Origin of the sequence: Viridibacillus sp. FSL E2-0187 (assembly GCF_038006425.1) — a bacterium.
In the GTDB taxonomy this organism is placed as follows: Bacteria; Bacillota; Bacilli; order Bacillales_A; family Planococcaceae; genus Viridibacillus; species Viridibacillus arvi.
This window is the reverse complement of record NZ_JBBOVG010000001.1, coordinates 16,263-35,607: the sequence shown is the minus strand read 5'-3', so window position 1 is coordinate 35,607 and position 19,345 is coordinate 16,263. Positions and strand designations below refer to the sequence as shown.

The 19,345-nt window shown below is 35.4% G+C and carries 12 protein-coding genes and 1 riboswitch; of the genes, 3 read left to right on the top strand and 9 right to left on the bottom strand.

The window, feature by feature from the left end:
* Window positions 1–73: 73 nt before the first annotated feature.
* The 4 genes from metH to MHH85_RS00105 form a co-directional block, all read right to left on the bottom strand.
* Entirely contained in the window at window positions 74–3,508 is a 3,435-nt protein-coding gene (gene metH, locus MHH85_RS00120; protein WP_340705601.1) for a methionine synthase, read from the bottom strand.
* Window positions 3,489–5,348, bottom strand: a complete 1,860-nt coding sequence (locus tag MHH85_RS00115; RefSeq protein ID WP_193737588.1) for a bifunctional homocysteine S-methyltransferase/methylenetetrahydrofolate reductase — start codon at window positions 5,346–5,348, stop codon at window positions 3,489–3,491. The genes metH and MHH85_RS00115 overlap by 20 nt, the downstream gene beginning before the upstream one ends.
* A gap of 73 nt (window positions 5,349–5,421) precedes the next feature.
* Window positions 5,422–5,528: riboswitch (SAM riboswitch) on the bottom strand.
* A gap of 174 nt (window positions 5,529–5,702) precedes the next feature.
* Window positions 5,703–6,365 (bottom strand): class A sortase, encoded by a 663-nt coding sequence (locus MHH85_RS00110; RefSeq protein WP_193737589.1) that lies wholly within the window; start codon window positions 6,363–6,365, stop codon window positions 5,703–5,705.
* A 135-nt stretch (window positions 6,366–6,500) separates the two neighbouring features.
* Window positions 6,501–7,892 (bottom strand): protoporphyrinogen oxidase, encoded by a 1,392-nt coding sequence (locus MHH85_RS00105; RefSeq protein ID WP_340705600.1) that lies wholly within the window; start codon window positions 7,890–7,892, stop codon window positions 6,501–6,503.
* A gap of 261 nt (window positions 7,893–8,153) precedes the next feature.
* Here MHH85_RS00105 and MHH85_RS00100 point away from each other — a divergent pair, with 261 nt between their 5' ends.
* Entirely contained in the window at window positions 8,154–10,187 is a 2,034-nt protein-coding gene (locus tag MHH85_RS00100) for a Na+/H+ antiporter (protein ID WP_340705599.1), read from the top strand.
* Between the two features lie 80 nt (window positions 10,188–10,267).
* Here the strand turns inward: MHH85_RS00100 and MHH85_RS00095 are convergent, their stop codons facing one another.
* The gene (locus MHH85_RS00095; protein WP_340705598.1) at window positions 10,268–11,347 is read right to left on the bottom strand and encodes a M24 family metallopeptidase; all 1,080 of its coding nucleotides are present in this window, start codon (window positions 11,345–11,347) and stop codon (window positions 10,268–10,270) included.
* Between the two features lie 181 nt (window positions 11,348–11,528).
* Between MHH85_RS00095 and MHH85_RS00090 the strand changes: the two genes are divergently transcribed.
* On the top strand, window positions 11,529–13,190 hold the full coding sequence (locus MHH85_RS00090; protein ID WP_340705597.1) for a peptide ABC transporter substrate-binding protein: 1,662 nt from the start codon (window positions 11,529–11,531) through the stop codon (window positions 13,188–13,190).
* A 108-nt stretch (window positions 13,191–13,298) separates the two neighbouring features.
* Here MHH85_RS00090 and MHH85_RS00085 read toward each other — a convergent pair whose 3' ends face one another.
* Genes MHH85_RS00085 through opp3b form a run of 4 tightly spaced genes read right to left on the bottom strand, consistent with a single transcriptional unit; the run spans window position 13,299 to window position 17,628 of the window.
* Window positions 13,299–13,670 (bottom strand): DUF3899 domain-containing protein, encoded by a 372-nt coding sequence (locus MHH85_RS00085; protein ID WP_245639572.1) that lies wholly within the window; start codon window positions 13,668–13,670, stop codon window positions 13,299–13,301.
* A complete protein-coding gene (locus tag MHH85_RS00080) occupies window positions 13,670–15,655 on the bottom strand; it encodes an ABC transporter ATP-binding protein (RefSeq protein WP_340705596.1) in 1,986 nt (661 codons plus the stop codon). Before MHH85_RS00080 ends, MHH85_RS00085 begins: the two co-directional genes overlap by 1 nt.
* Before the next feature lie 12 nt (window positions 15,656–15,667).
* Window positions 15,668–16,702 carry an oligopeptide ABC transporter permease gene (opp3C, locus tag MHH85_RS00075; protein ID WP_053418925.1) on the bottom strand — a complete coding sequence of 345 codons (1,035 nt, stop codon included), beginning with the start codon at window positions 16,700–16,702 and terminating at the stop codon, window positions 15,668–15,670.
* Complete coding sequence (gene opp3b / locus MHH85_RS00070; RefSeq protein ID WP_193737596.1) at window positions 16,702–17,628, bottom strand: oligopeptide ABC transporter permease; 927 nt, start codon at window positions 17,626–17,628, stop codon at window positions 16,702–16,704. Before opp3b ends, opp3C begins: the two co-directional genes overlap by 1 nt.
* Window positions 17,629–17,937: 309 nt before the next feature.
* Here opp3b and rpoN point away from each other — a divergent pair, with 309 nt between their 5' ends.
* Window positions 17,938–19,230: an RNA polymerase factor sigma-54 gene (rpoN, locus tag MHH85_RS00065; RefSeq protein WP_340705595.1), complete on the top strand. Its 1,293-nt coding sequence runs from the start codon at window positions 17,938–17,940 to the stop codon at window positions 19,228–19,230.
* The last annotated feature ends 115 nt before the right edge of the window (window positions 19,231–19,345 follow it).

The following is a 19,345-nucleotide window of genomic DNA, read 5'->3' as shown; positions in this document are numbered from 1 at the left end:
TTCTCGAAAAAAACCTACAATTTATCTAAAAGAATGCAAAAAGCGAGATGGCTTAAAACCATCTCGCTTTTTCTTATTCTACATTGAAATATCTTGCATCAGGATGTGCAAAAACAATTGCTGAAACAGATGCTTCTGGTGACATCATAAATTCCTCTGTAAGATGTACACCTATATCTTCTGGCTTGATCAAACCAAATAGTTTCGATTGATCTTCTAAATTTGGACACGCTGGATAGCCAAATGAAAAACGCTGTCCTTGATATTTTGCTGCAAAACGGTCACGCATTGTGAAATCTGTGGAATCTGGGAACCCCCATTGGTCTCTAATTTCTTGATGGATGCGTTCTGCAAAACCTTCTGCTAATTCTAGAGCTGTTGCTTGGAATGCATGACTTTCAAGGAATTTCCCTTGCTCTTTCAAACGCGCTGCAGCCTCACGTACACCGTGTCCAGCCGTTACTTGCATAAAAGCAACATAATCCATTTCCCCACTATCAACTGTTTTTAAGAAATCAGCTAAACATAAGTACGGTGTCTTATTTTGACGTGGGAAAGTAAAGCGCTCAATAACGGTCTTACTATCTTTTGGATCATAAATGACTACATCATCTCCGTCTGCTTGTGCAGGAAAGAATTGATACATACCTGATGGATTTAACATACCTGATTCCAAGAATTCTGTTACTAAATCATATAATTCAACTGCTCGAGATTCACCTTTTTCAAGCATTTCATCGCTATATCCTCTTAAACCTAAGTGATGGCCAATTAATGTTCGCATATTCACATATGGATATAAATGGGATACTGAATAGTCTTTTAATACGTGACGTCGTAAATCAGTCGGTACAAAAACCGGTGCATCTGAACGTACTGTTTTAATCGGTTTTTCTGCTACAGCAACTGCTGGTCTTGCAGCGCGCTTTTCTTCTGATGCTGCACGTTTTTCAATTGCGTCTTCTAACTCATGTAGCAATTTACCTTTATCATCACTTTGCAGTCTGTTAGCTAACTCAAGACCATGCATTGCGTCTTTTGCATACATTACTGGACCATCGTATTCTGCCGCGATTTTCGTTTCGGTAAAGCGTCTTGATAATGCCGCTCCACCTACAAGCATTGGAGTAATGATGCCTGCATCCTTGAAATCTTGTGCAGTAATCACCATCTGCTGTGCTGATTTTACGAGTAATCCCGATAATCCAACGATATCTGGATGTTCTTTTTTAATAACTTCAATTAGTGCTTGAGGTGTAACTTTAATACCAACATCAATTACCTTATAACCATTATTACTTAAAATAATATCAACAAGGTTTTTTCCGATATCATGTACATCACCTTTAACCGTTGCTAATATTACTTTCCCTTTACCAGTGTCATTTTCATTTTTTTCCATGAACTGTTCTAGGAATGATACAGACGCTTTCATAACTCCAGCACTTTGTAGTACCTCGGCTACGATTAACTGGTTGTCATTGAACAAACGTCCAACTTCAGCCATTCCTGTCATCAAAGGTCCATTAATAATTTCTAACGGTGAATCGTACATGTTCATTGCAGCTTCTAAATCAGGGATTAGCCCTTCTTTTGTACCTTCAATAATGTAATATGCTAGTCGCTCTGGTACTGTTTTTGGAATATCATCTTCGGTCTTTTCTTTCTTTTTGTCACGATAGAAATCTGTGAAATCAGCAAGTGTCTTGTCGTTTGTTTTATAGATTAAATCATTTGCTAAGTTAATCTCAGCTTCTGGAATTGAAGCATAGCGCTCTAATTTCTCTGTATTTACAATAGCGTAATCCAGCCCGGCTTGTGTACAGTGGTATAAGTACACAGCGTTTAATACTTCACGTCCAACTGGAGGTAAACCAAACGATACATTACTAACACCTAAAATAGTTAATACTCGCGGCATTTTTTCTTTGATTAAGCGAATGCCTTCAATTGTTTCTTCAGCTGCTCCTATATATTGCTCATCACCCGTGCCAACTGGGAACACAAGAGGATCGAAAATAATATCTTCTGGTGCGATTCCCCATTTGTTCACTAGCAGGTCATAAGAACGTTCAGCAACTTTTAATTTACTATGGCGGTCAACAGCCATTCCTTTTTCATCAATTGTACCGATAACGATAGATGCACCGTATTTTTTTACTATTGGTAACACAGCATCATAACGCTCTTCTCCGTCCTCTAAATTGATAGAGTTTATGATTGCCTTCCCTTGGGAATATTTTAGTGCTTCTTCGATTACCTTTTCATCCGTTGAATCGATTACAAGCGGAACTTTTACCTTCTTTACTACTTCCGTCATGAAGTTTTTCATATCTTCAAGTTCATCACGGTCAGGGTTTGCTAAGCAAATATCCATTACGTGCGCACCATTTTTCACCTGAGCACGAGCAATTTCTGCCGCTTCTTCAAATTTACCTTCTATAATTAAACGCTTAAATTTTCGCGAACCAATAACATTTGTACGCTCTCCAACAAATAAAGGGCGCATTGAATCATCATAAATAAGCGGTTCAATTCCAGCTACGACATGACCATGCTCAGCTTCAGGCATTTGACGGGGCTGCTTATTTTCTACTACTTTACGGATTGATTTAATGTGCTCAGGCGTCGTACCACAACAACCTCCAACGATATTTAACCAACCTTTATCAGCAAAACCTTCAAGCTTTTTTGACAAGGATTCTGGAGTTTCATGATAATGCCCTTCTTCATCTGGTAAACCTGCATTCGGATAACAACTGACATAGCTTGTTGCTAATTCTGAAAGCGAGCGTAAATGATCTGTCATAAATTCAGGGCCAGTAGCACAGTTCAACCCTACTGATAATGGTTTAATATGTTCAATTGAAATATAAAAGGCTTCAATACTTTGCCCTGCGAGAGTAGTTCCCATCGGTTCAATTGTTCCCGAAATCATCACAGGTAGCTCTTTACCAAGCTCTTCAAATGCTTGTTTAATACCTAAAGTACCAGCCTTAACATTCAGCATATCTTGACTTGTTTCAAGTAATAATAAATCCGCTCCACCTTCAACTAATGCCTTTGCTTGTACGTAAAAGTCATGTAATAGCTCATCAAATGTAATACCACCCGTTACTGATAGGGTTTTAGTCGTTGGTCCCATTGCGCCAGCAACATATCGAGGCCATTCAGGCGTTGACAATTCATCCACTACTTTTTTAGCAATTTGCACTGCTAATATGTTTATTTCATGCGCTTGACCACCCAGTGCATATTCATTTAATACCACAGGAGTCCCACCAAATGTATTCGTACTAATAATATCTGAACCTGCCTCTAAATAAGCGCGGTGTACATTTTCGATCACGTCAGGTCGTGTAATATTCAAATATTCATTACAGCCATCATATTCATCCCCACCGAAATCCTCTGGTGTTAAATTAGCATTTTGGAGCATAGTCCCCATTGCACCATCTAATATAAGAATATGTTGTTGGAGTCGTTCTTTAATTGGTTGCTTTAACATAGTTGTGATCTCCTACTTTCTGTTGGTCTAGCTCTTGAATATAATGAATCAATTCTACTGACATGTCGTAACGTGTAAATGGCGTAATGATATAAATGCCGTTGAATAACTCTGCCGCTGTATCAATTAATTCTTTCGCAATCGCTATACCTTCTGCGGTTGCAAGGTTTTTATCATCACCCGTTGCACGCATTCTTTCAAGCACTTCATCAGAGAGCTTAATTCCTGGTACTTCATGATGTAAAAACTCTGAATTTCGGATACCTGTTAGTGGCATGATTCCTATGAAAATAGGGGTTTCTAAATGTTTAGTAGCCTCATATATCTCTATTATTTTCTCCTTCGTATATACAGGCTGTGTGATGAAATAATCTGCTCCACACTCAATTTTCTTTTCTAATCTTTTTACAGCTCTATCAAGCACCCGTACGTTAGGATTAAATGCAGCTGCAATTGAGAAGTTAGCCTTTTTACGCAAAGGTTTACCTGAGAATGATATTCCTTCATTCAACTGTTTGATTAATTGAAGTAACTCTAAGCTTGAGACATCGTACACGCTAGTTGCACCCGGGAAATCGCCCACTTTTGTAGGGTCTCCAGTGACTGCTAAAATTTCATTAATACCTAATGCATCTAGCCCCATTAAATGCGATTGTAAGCCGATGAGATTGCGATCACGACAAGTAATATGTGCAAGGGAACGAATATTATTTTGCGTTTTCAAAATTGAGCCCATTGCCATGTTACTAATACGAGGTGATGCCAACGAATTATCAGCCATAGTGACAGCATCAATACCTGTAGAGTTGAGTATTTGCGCGCCTTCTATAAATGCGGTCGTATCGAGATGGCGAGGTGTATCAAGCTCTACAATGATTGTACGTTCCCTTTTTGCCTTTTCGTGAAGTGGCTCATGATGATCTGGAGTAGCTTCTTTAATTTCGATTACTTTTTTCTTCTTTACAATTTTATTTTCAATTGGGGGTAGATCAGCAATACGTTTTTTCACAGCCTCTATATGCTTCGGTGTCGTACCACAACATCCACCAATTAAGCGAACACCTTGGTCACGTAGCAAAACACCAGCACGACCAAAATAATCAGCCTCCGATTCGTAAACAATCTTGCCATCTTCTACATCTAGCAAACTAGCATTTGGATATGCAGATAAAAATGCTTTGGATGGCAATTCAACATCTTCAAACGCTTGGATTGTATGGTGTGGGCCTAAACGGCAGTTTACTCCGACAATATCTGCACCCAAAGCTTCTAATTGGTGCAGTGCATCATTTAACAATAAGCCATTTTGTAAAATACCTGGTTCATGCATTGATACTTGGGAGATGATTGGTACGTCAGTTAATTTTCTCAAATGTTTCACTACAGATGAAAGTTCCTCAAAATCATAGTAAGTCTCTAATAATAAACCATCAGGATTACCAGCTAATAGATACCCCGCCTGCTCATCTAATGCCGCTATAATCTCATCTAGTGTTGCTTCACTTTTACGAATACCGCGAATACCACCAATTGTCCCTAAAACAAATTGGCCTCCTGGTGCTGCAGCACGTTTTGCAATGGCGATTGCCGATTCATTAAACTCCTTTACTGAGCTTTCTAAACCATAACGTTCTAATTTAATGGCATTCGCTGTATACGTATTAGTCTGAATAATGTCAGCGCCTGCTTTAATATATTGTTGATGTATATTTTCAATCACTTCAGGCTTAGTAATATTTAATTCCTCATAACAATAGTCAATTCCGTAAGAATATAATAAAGTGCCCATCGCACCGTCAGCTGTTAACACTTGTGTTTGCAATTTTTCAAGTAGTCCCATTAAAATCCCTTCCTTTCTACATAAAAAAGCCTTCTTATGGATAAGAAGGCTTGACGATTACGATGTTCGCTCCTTCTTATCTTTTCGGACAATCTGTAAATCCGCTGGAGTTAGCACCTGACCAGATGGCTGGTTGCTGAAGCTTCAAAGGGCCAGTCCCTCAGCTTCTCTTGATAAGAAATATTTATTTAATTGTTAGAATAATTAAAAGAATCATAACCCTAGAAAAGAATATCGTCAAGAGGATTTTTTGAATTGTAGAAAAACTCTGTAATATACGTATATTTTGATTACAAAACAAAAAAAGAGGTATTTTGGTGATTACGTATTAAAACGTCAATCTTGCCTTCATAACTATTTATTTGCAAAAATATTATTGGCTGATGTCTTATCATAGCTCTTTATTTCAACCAATATCCCTTGAATAATCAGTCGTTTAGAACCATCATAATTACATGTTACAAGCGTTATCATTTTTTCCTTTGAATCATCAATCACATCAATTTGCTCCGGTTGTACAATATGCATTTTATCAATTTTATATTCATAGATTTTTTTAAAATCAGTTACATAAACTCGCATACCTTCCTTAGCATTTGTAAGAGGGCTAAAGAGTGCCTTCCCATTATTCATATTATGACCTGCTAAGGCATAATTAGCTTTACCCATCTTTTGTTCAGGTTTCATCGTACCAGCACCAATGGCTAAGTTTGTATTCGATACACCATATAAAATGGGTAATCGCATATTCACTTGAGGTACACTAATAGCTCCTATGGCATTTATTTTCTTTTGATTGAATTGTGCCTGTACAACATCTTTTACATTTAAATCATCCACTTGCTGAAAATCAAATGATGCATCCGGATTCTTCATCGCCAATGCTATGTCTTGTTGCTTAATCGTCGCCTTCGACATATTCGAAATGAAATACCCCATGATAGGTTGATAGAAAATAAATACTAAACCAATTACTAGCAAGAGTATGCCTAATATTAAACTTCCCTTTTTCCTCATGTTACCCACCTTCTTTTTACTCATTCATTTTATAGTAACAATTCATTTAGCTTTTTCAAGCGGTTAGATATATCGTTAAAATTTATCCAAAAAGAAAGAGCTAAAGAAATTGGTATCTCCTTAGCTCTCTTCTACCTACCTTGATAATTTTGCTAGAATTGATTCTGCTGTTTCTTTCCCATTCTCAATACAAGGACCAATACCTACACCGTAATAAGAACAACCTGCGAGCAATATATTGTCATAGCTAGAAGTCATTTTAGTTGATAAAGTTTCTACTGTTTTTGCATGACCAAGATGGTAAACAGGCATTAAATCATTCCATTTTGTCACATCTACAACAGAAGGCTGCGCTTCTATCTTCAAGCTTTTTGCAATATCATCTAAAGCGATTTTAGTTAATTCTTCTTTACTTAAATGCTTCATATTCTCAAAATCTGGATTTGAATTTTTATAAAATAAACGAACAAGTAATTTGCCATCTTTTGAAGTATGGCTCCACTTACGACTTGTCCATGTACAAGCATTACATTTGACGTCACTATTTTCAGACACAATAAAACCTGTACCATCTGCAGGTAATTGACTATCAGGAATGTTAAAACCTAAATAAATCGTAATTAGTGAGGCATTACTAAATTCATTGAAGTTCTCATCCAAATTTGGATCTTTTAATAGCTTTTTAGTTACATCATGTGGTGTTGTTAACACAATGAAATCTGCTTCAATTGCTTCGTGATTATCAAATGTCAGTATATATTTTTCATCTCTTTTTTCGATATGATTTGTTGAAACGCCTTTTAATATTGTAACGTCTGTTAGCTTCTCTTCAAAACGAGTAAATAAAGAAGATAATCCATTTTTAAAGGATATGAATTTTTTATTTGCCGCTTTTTGAAATTCTTCTTTATGTGCGCCAAACCCTTTAATAATGCTTCCGTACTGCTCTTTATAATCGAGTAAATAAGGTAAAGTTGAAGCCATTGTCAACGTATCTAATTTTCCTGAATAGACCCCTGATAACACTGGAGCAATTTGCTTTTCAACAAGTTCTTTTCCTAAAAAATGCTCTAAGAAAGAACCGATTGAGCTATCCTTTGTAAAATATTCATTAGGCAATTCTAAATCTTTTAACGCCTCTTTTTTTCCTTCTTCTGAAACTAATGTGCTACTTTCCAGAGACTCTACACTTGTAGGAATGCCAAAAACGCTGTCTGCTGGAATTGCGTGCAATGTATTATTTGTGTAAATATACGAAATTCCTGTACCATTATATACAAGGTCATCTTGTAATCCTAAATCTTCTACTAAAGGCATAACACTAGAATGACGTGCAACAATCGAATCTGCACCCGTCTCCAATATAAAGCCGTCCTTTTCGACAGAGTGCATTTTACCGCCTAAGTAGTCATTCTTTTCTATCAATACTAAATTTATATCTAAGCCTTTTTCTTCTTTTTCCTTTTGTAAATAGTGCATAGTAGAAAGACCTGTTATACCGCCACCAACTACAACAACTGTTTTCAATATATTCACTCCTCATAGCGGATTCTGTTTTATTTTAATTGGTTGTTTGTAATTCTAGTATAAACTTTCATTTTCAAAACTGTCATGATATCCATCACTTATTTAAGTACTTATTTGCGAACGTTTACATCTTTGTCAAAATTAACGTGGTCTTTTCGTAAATAGTCTTGAAAGTTTCTTTATCCAGTACATTTTTCTAAAAAAAGGGTAATGAATAATTACTTACTTTTCTATCGATACTTTTTTTGAAGGGAGCTTTTTATGGATTTATTAATTACAATCCTTTTACTATTAGTGTGCCTATTATTATCAAATGTAATTGGACATTATATTCCATTTATACCTACAGCACTAATCCAAATAGCACTTGGCATTCTACTGGCAATATTCGCAAATGAAATGACACTTCAGCTCGAATCTGAATGGTTTTTATTACTTTTTGTTGCCCCACTTTTGTATAATGATGGACGCAATTTCCCGAGAGAGGATCTATGGAGAATGCGCGCCCCTATTCTTGGAAATGCCATTATACTGGTTCTTCTAACTACACTTGGCGGTGGTTACTTTATTCATTGGTTAATTCCTGATATACCACTTGCTGCTGCATTTGCACTTGCAGCCATCTTATCACCAACAGATCCAGTTGCGGTAAACGGTATTGCAAAGCGTATCCAAATACCTGAGAAGATTTTAAATCTCGTTCGTGGTGAATCACTTATTAATGATGCTTCTGGTTTAGTTGCTTTCAAATTCGCAGTAGCTGCTGTTGTCACAGGGTATTTTTCAATTAAGGAAGCTTTTTTTGAATTTACTTATACATTTTTAGCCGGAGCTATTCTTGGCCTAATCTTAGGCGTCGTAATTACACAGCTGCGCTTCACCCTTAGGAAGAAGGGCATCCATGATGTCGTTTTCCATTCACTATTACAGCTATTAACACCTTTTATTATTTACTTAATTGCTGAAGATGTTTTCCATGCATCCGGGGTTATTGCAGTTGTTGTAGGTGGTATTGTTCATGCACTTGTAAAAGATCATACGGAGACTTTAATTGCAGAAGAACAGCTAATTACAGAAAACACTTGGTCTATCGTACTGTTTATCTTAAACGGGGTTGTATTCTTATTACTTGGGTTGAATATTCCATTGTCTATGACCGAAACATTAGAGAATCCATCTATGAATAACTGGAAAATCATCGGTTACTCTATTGCCATTGGCTTTGTTATTTTAGGTATTCGTTTCATTTGGTCATACGCTTTTTCTTACTATGAATATAAAAAAGACGCAATTCAAGAAATTGAAAAACCTAGTTTGAAAACGAGTTTACTAACAAGCTTAACAGGCGTGCGTGGTGCTGTAACAATGGCAGGGGTCTTATCCCTTCCTTTACTAGTCGATAACGGCAATTTGTTTCCAGAACGCTCCTTGATTTTGTTTTTAGCATCTAGTGTTATTTTATTTACATTGCTGATTGCTACAATTTTCTTACCTCTTTTAATTGATGAAGAAGAAGTTTTAGAAATACGTGAAGGAAAACTCACTTTCAATGAAGCAAAGAAACGCTTGCTGATTGCTTCAATTCGTAAAATCAATTCAGTGATGACTGAAGAAAACCAAACTGTCGCTTTTGAATTAATAGACGAATATAAATTAATGTTTAATCAGATCGATGTAGAGCTCAATGCAGAAAAGTTAGCTTCTAAAGAACGAAAACAACAGATAAAGAGCCTGCGTTTACTCGGCTTAAAAGCAGAAAAGGAGTATATAGAAAGGACCCAAAAAGAACTAAACTTAGACCCTGATATATACTCAGCATGCCAAGCTGCTTTTAAAGAACGTGAAAAAAATATTAGTAATCCAAATCGCCCTAAAGTAATTGCTATCCTATATAGAATTTTACTTCACTGGCGAACTTCTAGAAAAAGATACAGTCTAAATAAAGATAAGCGTATTGAATATTTCCGCCAAAAGAAAGAGTTGCGTATGCGCGCTTTAGGTGCAGGTATAGATGCTTTAGAACAACATGCTAAATCGGAAGAAAATCCTGATCTTGCAAATTCTATTATTTACGAATATCGAAAAATTATGGATAGGATGAAACAATCCGTCACTCAAAATTCCGAACGACGAGATGAAATAAAGGAAGAATTACGGGCTCTTTTAATCGAAACTGAACGTATGGAAATTCAGAAAATGTACGAAGCAGGTGAAATTGAACGAGCAGAAGAAAAAGAGCTACGAAGATTTGTAAATTATATTGAGAGCATTTCATTGTATGAAGTGATCGAATAAGTTAATAGTAAAATATAAAAGAAAGAACGACTGATAATATCAGTCGTTTTTTTTATTGTATAGATTTTTTGACAACTGTCTTATTTTATAGACATAGATAAAATAATTAACTCTTTTGGAGAAGAAGTCAAAATTTCTATTCCATCCTCTTTAATTAAAACATCATCTTCAATACGAACTCCACCTATATTAGGTAAATAAATTCCAGGTTCAACAGTCAACACCATTCCTTCTTGTAATACATCTTCCGAAACAGTAGACATGAAAATGTCCTCATGAATATCTAACCCTATTCCATGTCCAGAACCATGCCCATATTGTTTTCCGAATCCTTTTTCTTCTATATACTGTCTAGTCAAAGCATCAGCTTCTTTGCCAGTAATGCCTGCCTTCATATGAGCCAGTGCATTTTCTAATGCGCCATGAACAATATTATAGATTTCTATCATTTCTTCTGTTGGTTGTCCAATAGCAATTGTGCGTGTCATGTCTGAACGATAACCATCATAGTAAGCCCCAAAATCAAGCGTTATGATATCTCCTTCTTCTATTAACTTATTACTAGCGACACCATGTGGTAATGCCGATCGATGCCCTGAAGCTATAATCATATCAAAAGCAGACGAAGTAGCTCCTTTTTTTCGCATGTAAAACTCTAGTTCATTGGCAATATTTATTTCTGATATGCCTGGTTTTATATAATCTAATATATGCGTAAATGCCGCATCAGAAATACTTGCCGCTATTTTGATCTTTTCAATTTCTTCAGGCAATTTAATCATACGTAATTTTTCAACTGCGCCTGAAACGGGTACAAGTTCTGCTTGAATATGCTTAGCAAATAATGAATGTAAGTAATACGTAATATTCTTTTCCTCAAATCCAACTCTACTAATATTTTCTTCCTGTAATATATTAGAAATTACTTCATACATAACAGCGCGGTCAATTTCTTGTACAGTAAAGTCCGTTGTTTGATCGTGTGCTTGTTGAACATAGCGGAAATCCACAAACAAAAATGCTTTGTTTTTTGTTACCAACACAGTTCCTGCACTCCCTGTAAACCCTGTTAAGTAACGTCTATTCTGATCATTTGTCACAATTAAACTTTCCAACCCTCGCTCTTCCAATACGGCTCTTAGCTTTTCTAATTTCCCCATTATTACCCCTCCAATAATTTAATATTTAAGATGTTGCAAGTATTATGCCAGTCTTCCATTAAATTTGTACTTAATTAAAAATATAGGCATGAATATTGCATACTATTACTACGACTCACATTCAGAAGGAGGATATGACTCCTTTCGTTTGTAGGGATTTTAAAATAGGGGGGCTTATTTTATGAAGAAGAAATTTTTGTTTTCATTCATGTTATTATTTTCTTTAATGATTATTTTAACAGGCTGCTACGGTAAGGATGAAACTACTAAAACGGAAGGTGAAAAGGCTAATGACCCTAACAGTTCAACGGCTGAACAAGTATTAAATCTATCTGCGTCAGGGGATTTAACAACGATGAGTACACTCGGTAGCTTAGACGCCCTAGCAGTAACTGCTATGAACTCTGTTTATGAAGGCTTGTATCGTATTGGGCCTGAAAACGAAGCAGTTCCAGGTATCGCAGAGTCACATGAAATATCCGAAGACGGTAAGACTTATACTTTCAAACTTCGAAAAGATGCTGTTTGGAGTAACGATGCTCCAGTTACGGCACACGACTTTATTTATGCTTGGTCAAAGGCTATTAATCCCGAAACACAAGCTGTTTATTCTTACCTAATGCTAGACATTAAAAATGCTGTGAAAATTCAAGATAAAAACGACCCACTGTATGGTAAAATCGATCAACTTGGAATTAAAGCAGTAGATGACTATACATTAGAAATCGAACTAGAACGACCAATTCCATATTTCTTAAGCTTAACAACATATGCACCTTTCTTCCCTCAAAATGAGGAATTCACAGAAGCACAAGGCGACCAGTATGCACTTGAAACTGACAAAATGATATACAATGGTCCCTTTGTATTGGAATCATGGAAACAAGGTCAAGGCTGGACATTTAAAAAGAATGAAAAATATTGGGATAAAGATACTGTAAAACTAACTACAATTAACCAAAAAATTGTTAAAGATACGGCAACTGCTATGAACCTATACGAAGCAAATGAGATTGATACAGCTACTTTATCAAGCGAATTTGTTGATCAGTATAAAGATAGCCCAGAATTCTCAACTTTCTTAAAACCTAACACATACTTTTTACGTTTTAATCACGAAAATAAATATCTATCTAATCAAAATATCCGTAAAGCTATCGATATGGGCTGGGATAAAGAAGCGATGGCAAATGTCATTATGAAAAACGGTTCTATCGCAGCATATTTCTTAGTACCAGTAGGTTTATCTTCAGGTCCTGATGGTAAAGACTTCCGTGACGGCAATGGTGATATGAACAAAACCGATATTAAAAAAGCTCAAGAATATTGGGCTAAAGGATTAAAAGAACTAGGTACAGACAAAGTTACTCTAGACATACTAAGTTATGATACTGCACAAACTAAAAGTGCCGTCGAATACATTAAAAATCAACTTGAAAAAAATCTAAAGGGCTTAGAAATGACTATTAATATGCAACCTAACAAGCAAAAATTAGCTTTAGAAGCTAAAGTAGACTTTGACTTAGATTATGGTGGCTGGTCACCTGACTACCAAGATCCTATGACGTATATCGATTTATTTGAGACAGGTGCACCATACAATCAATCTAACTACAGTAATAGTAGTGTTGATAAACTAATCAAAGAAGCGAAAGTAACTGTCGACACTAAAAAACGTTGGGAACTAATGCAACAAGCCGAGAAGTTAATGCTAGATGATGCCGCATTCGCACCAACTTACCAAACAGGAATTAGCCGCTTGACGAAACCTTATGTAAAAAATCTTTATGAACATCCATTCTCTGCAGATATAAGTTATAAATGGGCATACATCGAAAAATAGAATGTGATTAACTAACTGACTCTTACATCACTATCCGAATAACAAGATTAAAAATCTCTAAAATAATTCATTAAAAAGAGATGTGAGCAAATTGCTCACATCTCTTTTTTAAAAATAAACAACTGAGATTATCAATACGAGTATAAATTGAATACCCCCTGCTATTAATATGGGATATGTGTAATCACTTGAAAAAACTGAAGTATATTCAACTTCTCCGTCAATCGCTGTAGCATACTCTCCTAATCTAGTTATTCGACTAAAAAATCTTTTAAAACTATAAGTAATACCATTGAAGAATCCCCCTTGAAGAACAAAAAATCCTCCACCGATTATTAACAATATAGATGCTATGATAAACAAATTATTTAATATACTCAAAAATACATTTGTTTGTCCAAACACATAGATGAATACGACTGATAAGACAATAGAAATCAACATACAAATTACGATTCTATAAACATCTTTAAAAGACATTAATGAGCCACCACCTCAAGATTGTTCTTATACTCTTCATATTCTTGTTCGGTGCACATCACAAAATGCCCTTTTCTAACTTCTCTTAGAATCTCATTTTCTCGATTTCTACCTTCATGAGATTTATCATCAAAGATAATACGTTCTCGCTCTCTTTCTAACAATGGATCAGGCAGTGGTAATGCCGATAGTAATGATTTTGTATAAGGGTGTATTGGATTTTCATACAATTCTTCACTGCTAGCCATCTCTACAATTTTCCCTCTATACATTACGCCAATTCGATCACTAATATATTTCACCATCGATAAATCGTGAGCAATAAACAAATAAGTAAGCCCTTTTTCTTTTTGTAACTTCTTTAGCAAATTTACTATTTGCGCTTGAATCGAAACATCTAGCGCAGAAATTGGTTCATCCGCAATGATAAAGTCTGGTTCCACTGCTAGAGCTCTTGCAATACCAATACGTTGGCGCTGACCACCACTAAATTCATGAGGGTAGCGATTAGCATGCTCTTTATTTAGGCCGACAGTTTCAAGTAATTCATATACTTTTTCTTGACGCTGCCCTAAATTTAGCTGATGAATATCAAGCCCTTCTGCAATTATGTCAGCGACTTTCATCCTCGGATTGAGAGAAGAATAAGGATCCTGGAAAATCATTTGAACTTTACGATTAAACTCCAGTAACTCCTTCTTAGACTTCACTTTTCTAATATCCTTACCATCTATAATTACTTCTCCCTCTGTCATCTCGTTTAGTTTAATGAGAGAGCGACCTGTCGTTGATTTTCCGCAGCCTGATTCACCTACTAAACCAAAAATTTCGCCCTTATATATATTAAAACTGATATCATCAACTGCTTTTACAGTGTTATGCTTATCCAATTTAAAATACTGCTTTAACCCTTTAACTAAAACTAGATTTTCCTTTGCAATACGATCCTTTTCCAGTGCATGATTCCTAGGTATTGGATCTACAGATTTATTTTCTAAAGGAGCTGTTTTTGGTGCAAGTTCATGCAATAGCCATGTCGCAGCAAAATGCGTATCTGAAATCTGAAATAAAGGCGGTTCTTCAATAAAATCTATTTTCAACGCCTGCTTATTGCGCTCTGCAAATGGATCACCTTGAGGGAGATTTAGTAAATCTGGCGGAGATCCTGGGATTGAATAGAGTTCATCCGACATCATGTTTGGCCTAGGCATGGCTGCAAGTAATCCCTTCGTATACGGATGTGTTGTTTTATAAAAAACCTCATCTACTAAACCGATTTCAATAATCTTGCCTGCATACATAACTGCAACACGATCTGCCATTTTTGCAACAACACCCAAATCATGTGTGATAAATACAATAGATAAACCCATTTGCTGTTGTATATGTTTTAAAAGTTCCAGTATTTGCGCTTGAATTGAAACATCTAATGCGGTTGTCGGTTCATCCGCAATAATAATCTTAGGTTCACATGCTAACGCCATCGCAATGACAATACGTTGTCGCATCCCTCCAGAAAACTGATGTGGATATTGCTTTATACGAATTTCAGCATCTTTTATTCCGACCATTTGAAGGAGCTCAATTACTCGTTCTTTAACCTTGGCACCACCCATACTAGTATGTTTTCGGATACTCTCCGCAATCTGTTTTCCAATCGTCATTGTTGGATTTAATGCAGTCATCGGATCCTGGAAAATCATTGCAATGTCTGCGCCACGTATTTTACGCATTTCTTGCTCAGTAATATTTAATATATTTTTCCCCTCAAACAGGATTTCACCGTTCTTTACCCTAGTAGAATCAGGGGGATTTAATCGAACCAAACTTTTTGATGTTACAGATTTCCCTGAACCTGATTCACCTACAATCGCTAGTGTTTCACCAGCCTTCAAATCAAAAGAAACACCTCTTACAGCTTGTACTTCTCCTGCATATGTATCAAAAGATACATGAAGATTTTTCACTTGGAGTATATTATCCATGTTTCATCCCCCTCATTTTCTCATTTTAGGGTCAAACGCGTCCCGTAAACCATCACCTAATAAATTGAAGCTAATCATGATTAAACTAATAATGATTGACGATACGATCATTCCATGTGGATATATTCGCAATAGTTTATAAGAATCATTCACAATGGTTCCTAAAGAGGCGACAGGCGGCTGTAATCCTAAACCAATAAAGCTCAATAAAGCCTCTGTAAAAATAGCACCTGGAATAGTGAAAGTTGTAACAACAATAATCGGACCAAATGTATTTGGTATCAAATGTTTCCATATTAAACGCTGGTTGCTCGCACCTAAAGTTTTAGAAGCTAATACATATTCTTGACCTTTCAGCTTTAGTATTTGCGCTCGGACAATGCGAGCCATTCCTATCCAACCTACGATAACCATTGCTAATGTAATTGAAAGAATCCCAGGCTTTAGTATTAAAATCAATAGTATATTGACAATTAAACCTGGAATCCCAACTAAAACTTCAATAATACGTTGCATCAATGTATCAAGTCTTCCTCCATAAAATGAAGATATCGCTCCATATGCTACGCCAATAATTAAATCAATAGTGGCTGCTAAAAAAGCAATATATAACGAAATCCTAGTCCCTTGCCAAACTCTCGTCCATAAATCTCGTCCCAATTCATCTGTACCAAACCAAAAGAACTCATCAACGTTTTTAGAAGCATATTGATCGACATTACGAATATCCTTGCCATCAACCCCTAAGAATGAAATATTCTCTAGCACAGGAATCTTCGGTGGCAAATTAGTGCGGGTTAAATCTTGTTCGTCATAACCATGACTGTTCATATAAGGTCCAAATATCGCCAATAAAATGACACCTGCAATAATCAGTAAACCTAAGAAAGCCGCTTTATTTTTTTTCAGCCTATTCCAGGCATCCTGCCAAAAGGATTGCTCAGGTCTCATGATTTGTTCTCTTTTTATTGCATCTTGATTGGATGGTTCAAATAAATCAGGTGTATACTTTTTTACTTTTAAATTTTCATCATGTTTTATTACCATTATCGGTTCCCCCCCGCTACTCTAATACGCGGATCAATAAAGCCGTATAAAATATCTACAATTAATACAACTACTATGAAGAGAACAGCGTAAAAAATAGTGGTTCCCATAATCAGTTGGTAGTCATTCGTAATAATTGAATTTACAAATTGTTCGCCCAATCCTGGTATACTAAAAATCTTCTCAATAACAAGTGAACCCGTAATAGTATTAACAATAAGTGGGCCGATAATTGTAATAATAGGAATAAGTGCGTTTCTTATTCCATGCTTACCTATGATTTCGAAACTGGATAGCCCTTTTGATTTTGCAGTTATAATATACTCCTGTCCTAAGACTTCTAACATTTCAATTCGTGTAAATCTAGCAATCGTTGCAACAACACTTACTGACAGCGCAAATGTCGGCAAAATTGAATATTCAAATCCTCCCCAAAAGGCAATCGGTAACCACTCTAGTTTGACTCCTATCCAATATTGTAAAAACCCTGCAAATACAAATGACGGAATTGAAATACCCAATACTGCTATTAACATGGCACCATAATCCCAAAATGAGTTATGTCTTAATGCAGCTAAAATACCTAATAATAAACCTACCATCGTCCCTAATAGAATCGCTTGTATCCCTAAAACGGCTGATGCGCCAATTCGTTCACTAATAATCTTCGTTACTGGACGATTATCAAAGGTAAAGGAAACACCTAAATCCCCTTGTGATAAATTTTTCAAGTAAATTACAAACTGTTCGGCTACCGGCTTATCTAACCCATACTTTTCATATAATAATTCTTTTTGTGCAGGTGGCAATTTTTCATCATTAAAAGGTGACCCAGGTAACGTCTGCATTAATACAAACGATAATAAAATAATGATAAACAATGTAATAAACATATAACCAATCCTACTCATAATATAGCGAAACATAAAATACCCCCCATCTCCCATTTAATTGAAATCCATCATTTTCATAAATTATTATATGCAATCTTCATGCCACTTCGAGTCTCCACCGACACAACACGACATATTTTGATTTTAAATTCAAAATAATCTATCATTAGTAAAAAACTACATTAGCCACCATTTTATTTACTTTAAATAGAAAAATACTCAGGGTTTAAACCTGGATGAATTCTTCTATGGTATATTTTCATAGAAATACTTATATTTTAAGAAATAGAACATGTGCTACAATAATCAAATAATGGTTGAATTAGAATAGAGGGGGATTATATGGAACTTGTAATTCAACAACGCCAGGAATTGAAAATGTTAATGACAGTTCAACTTAGACAGTCAATCGAGTTACTTCAATACTCTAATGATGATTTAGAACAATTTATCCGGCAACAAGAATTAGAGAACCCTTTAATTGAACTTCAAGAAAAAGCAGATGATCAATACGTCGAAAAGTTACCTATGTACACTTTTTCGAATCACTCAAGAAAAGAAACTACAGATATTACATATAAAGCTGAAATTGATTTTAGAGATTATTTATATAAATTAGTAAAACTTAATTTCAATGATGCCTACATACAAAAACAGTTAAAGTACATTATTTATAATTTAAATGATCAAGGATACTTCCAAACGGATCACATACATACCACTTCTGAAACAAAAGAAATTACTGAAGGAATACAACTATTACAACAAATCGGTCCTTCTGGTATTGGTGCCCGTACATTAGAAGAATGTCTAACATTACAAGCTCGTGATCGATATCCTGAACATCAACAACTAACTATACTTATTAATGAACATTTAAGTTTATTGGCAGATAAAAAATGGCAAGTTATCGCCAATAAAATGCATATTTCACTCTCAGAAATAAAAGAATGCAATGATTTGATTAAAACCTTGAACCCGAAACCCTGCGCTGTTATGAGTTATGAAACAACGGAATATTTGCGTCCAGATATTATTGTGGAAGAACATAATCATCAACTACTATTCCATTTAAATGATACTTACTTGCCAAATATCCATTTAAATAGTTTTTATATGAACTTACCAACTGCGAATCGTGATGAAAAAAAATATATTAATGAGCATTATAAAAACTATAATTGGCTCATTAACAGCATTGAACAACGTCGTAATACAATTATTAAAATCATGCAGGTACTTTTAGAAAAGCAGCAGGAATTTTTTCTTAAAGGTTTTTCTGCTTTACAACCACTTACTTTAAAAGAAGTAGCAGAAGCTATAGAAATGCATGAATCTACCGTAAGTCGAGCAACAACCAATAAATTTGTTCAAACACCAATTGGTACATTTGAACTTAAAAACTTATTTACATCTAAACTCGAAACAAAAGATGGCCATACGATTTCACAAGAAAAAGTAAAGACTCTTTTGCAAGAGCTCATTGCTGAAGAAAATAAAATAAAACCCTATTCAGATCAAAAAATGGCGGAATATTTCAACTCCGAATATGGCATCACAATCTCTAGGAGAACAATCAATAAATACCGTGAAGAAATGAGAATTCCCTCTGCTAGTAAGCGTAAGGAGCTTTAATCCGAACTACAAAATGCTCGATACCCCTTAATAGGATATCGAGCATTTTCTTTAATAGTAATATTGAAATGTTACTCTAAATTTTACGCAGACTTAAAACATCTCTTTTTAAAGT

Coding starts and splice junctions, on each gene's coding strand:
- metH (WP_340705601.1), bottom strand. CDS start 3,508: ATGTTAAAGCAACCAATTAAAGAACGACTCCAACAACATATTCTTATA.
- MHH85_RS00115 (WP_193737588.1), bottom strand. CDS start 5,348: ATGGGACTACTTGAAAAATTGCAAACACAAGTGTTAACAGCTGACGGT.
- MHH85_RS00110 (WP_193737589.1), bottom strand. CDS start 6,365: ATGAGGAAAAAGGGAAGTTTAATATTAGGCATACTCTTGCTAGTAATT.
- MHH85_RS00100 (WP_340705599.1), top strand. CDS start 8,154: ATGGATTTATTAATTACAATCCTTTTACTATTAGTGTGCCTATTATTA.
- MHH85_RS00095 (WP_340705598.1), bottom strand. CDS start 11,347: ATGGGGAAATTAGAAAAGCTAAGAGCCGTATTGGAAGAGCGAGGGTTG.
- MHH85_RS00090 (WP_340705597.1), top strand. CDS start 11,529: ATGAAGAAGAAATTTTTGTTTTCATTCATGTTATTATTTTCTTTAATG.
- MHH85_RS00085 (WP_245639572.1), bottom strand. CDS start 13,670: ATGTCTTTTAAAGATGTTTATAGAATCGTAATTTGTATGTTGATTTCT.
- MHH85_RS00080 (WP_340705596.1), bottom strand. CDS start 15,655: ATGGATAATATACTCCAAGTGAAAAATCTTCATGTATCTTTTGATACA.
- opp3C (WP_053418925.1), bottom strand. CDS start 16,702: ATGGTAATAAAACATGATGAAAATTTAAAAGTAAAAAAGTATACACCT.
- opp3b (WP_193737596.1), bottom strand. CDS start 17,628: ATGTTTCGCTATATTATGAGTAGGATTGGTTATATGTTTATTACATTG.
- rpoN (WP_340705595.1), top strand. CDS start 17,938: ATGGAACTTGTAATTCAACAACGCCAGGAATTGAAAATGTTAATGACA.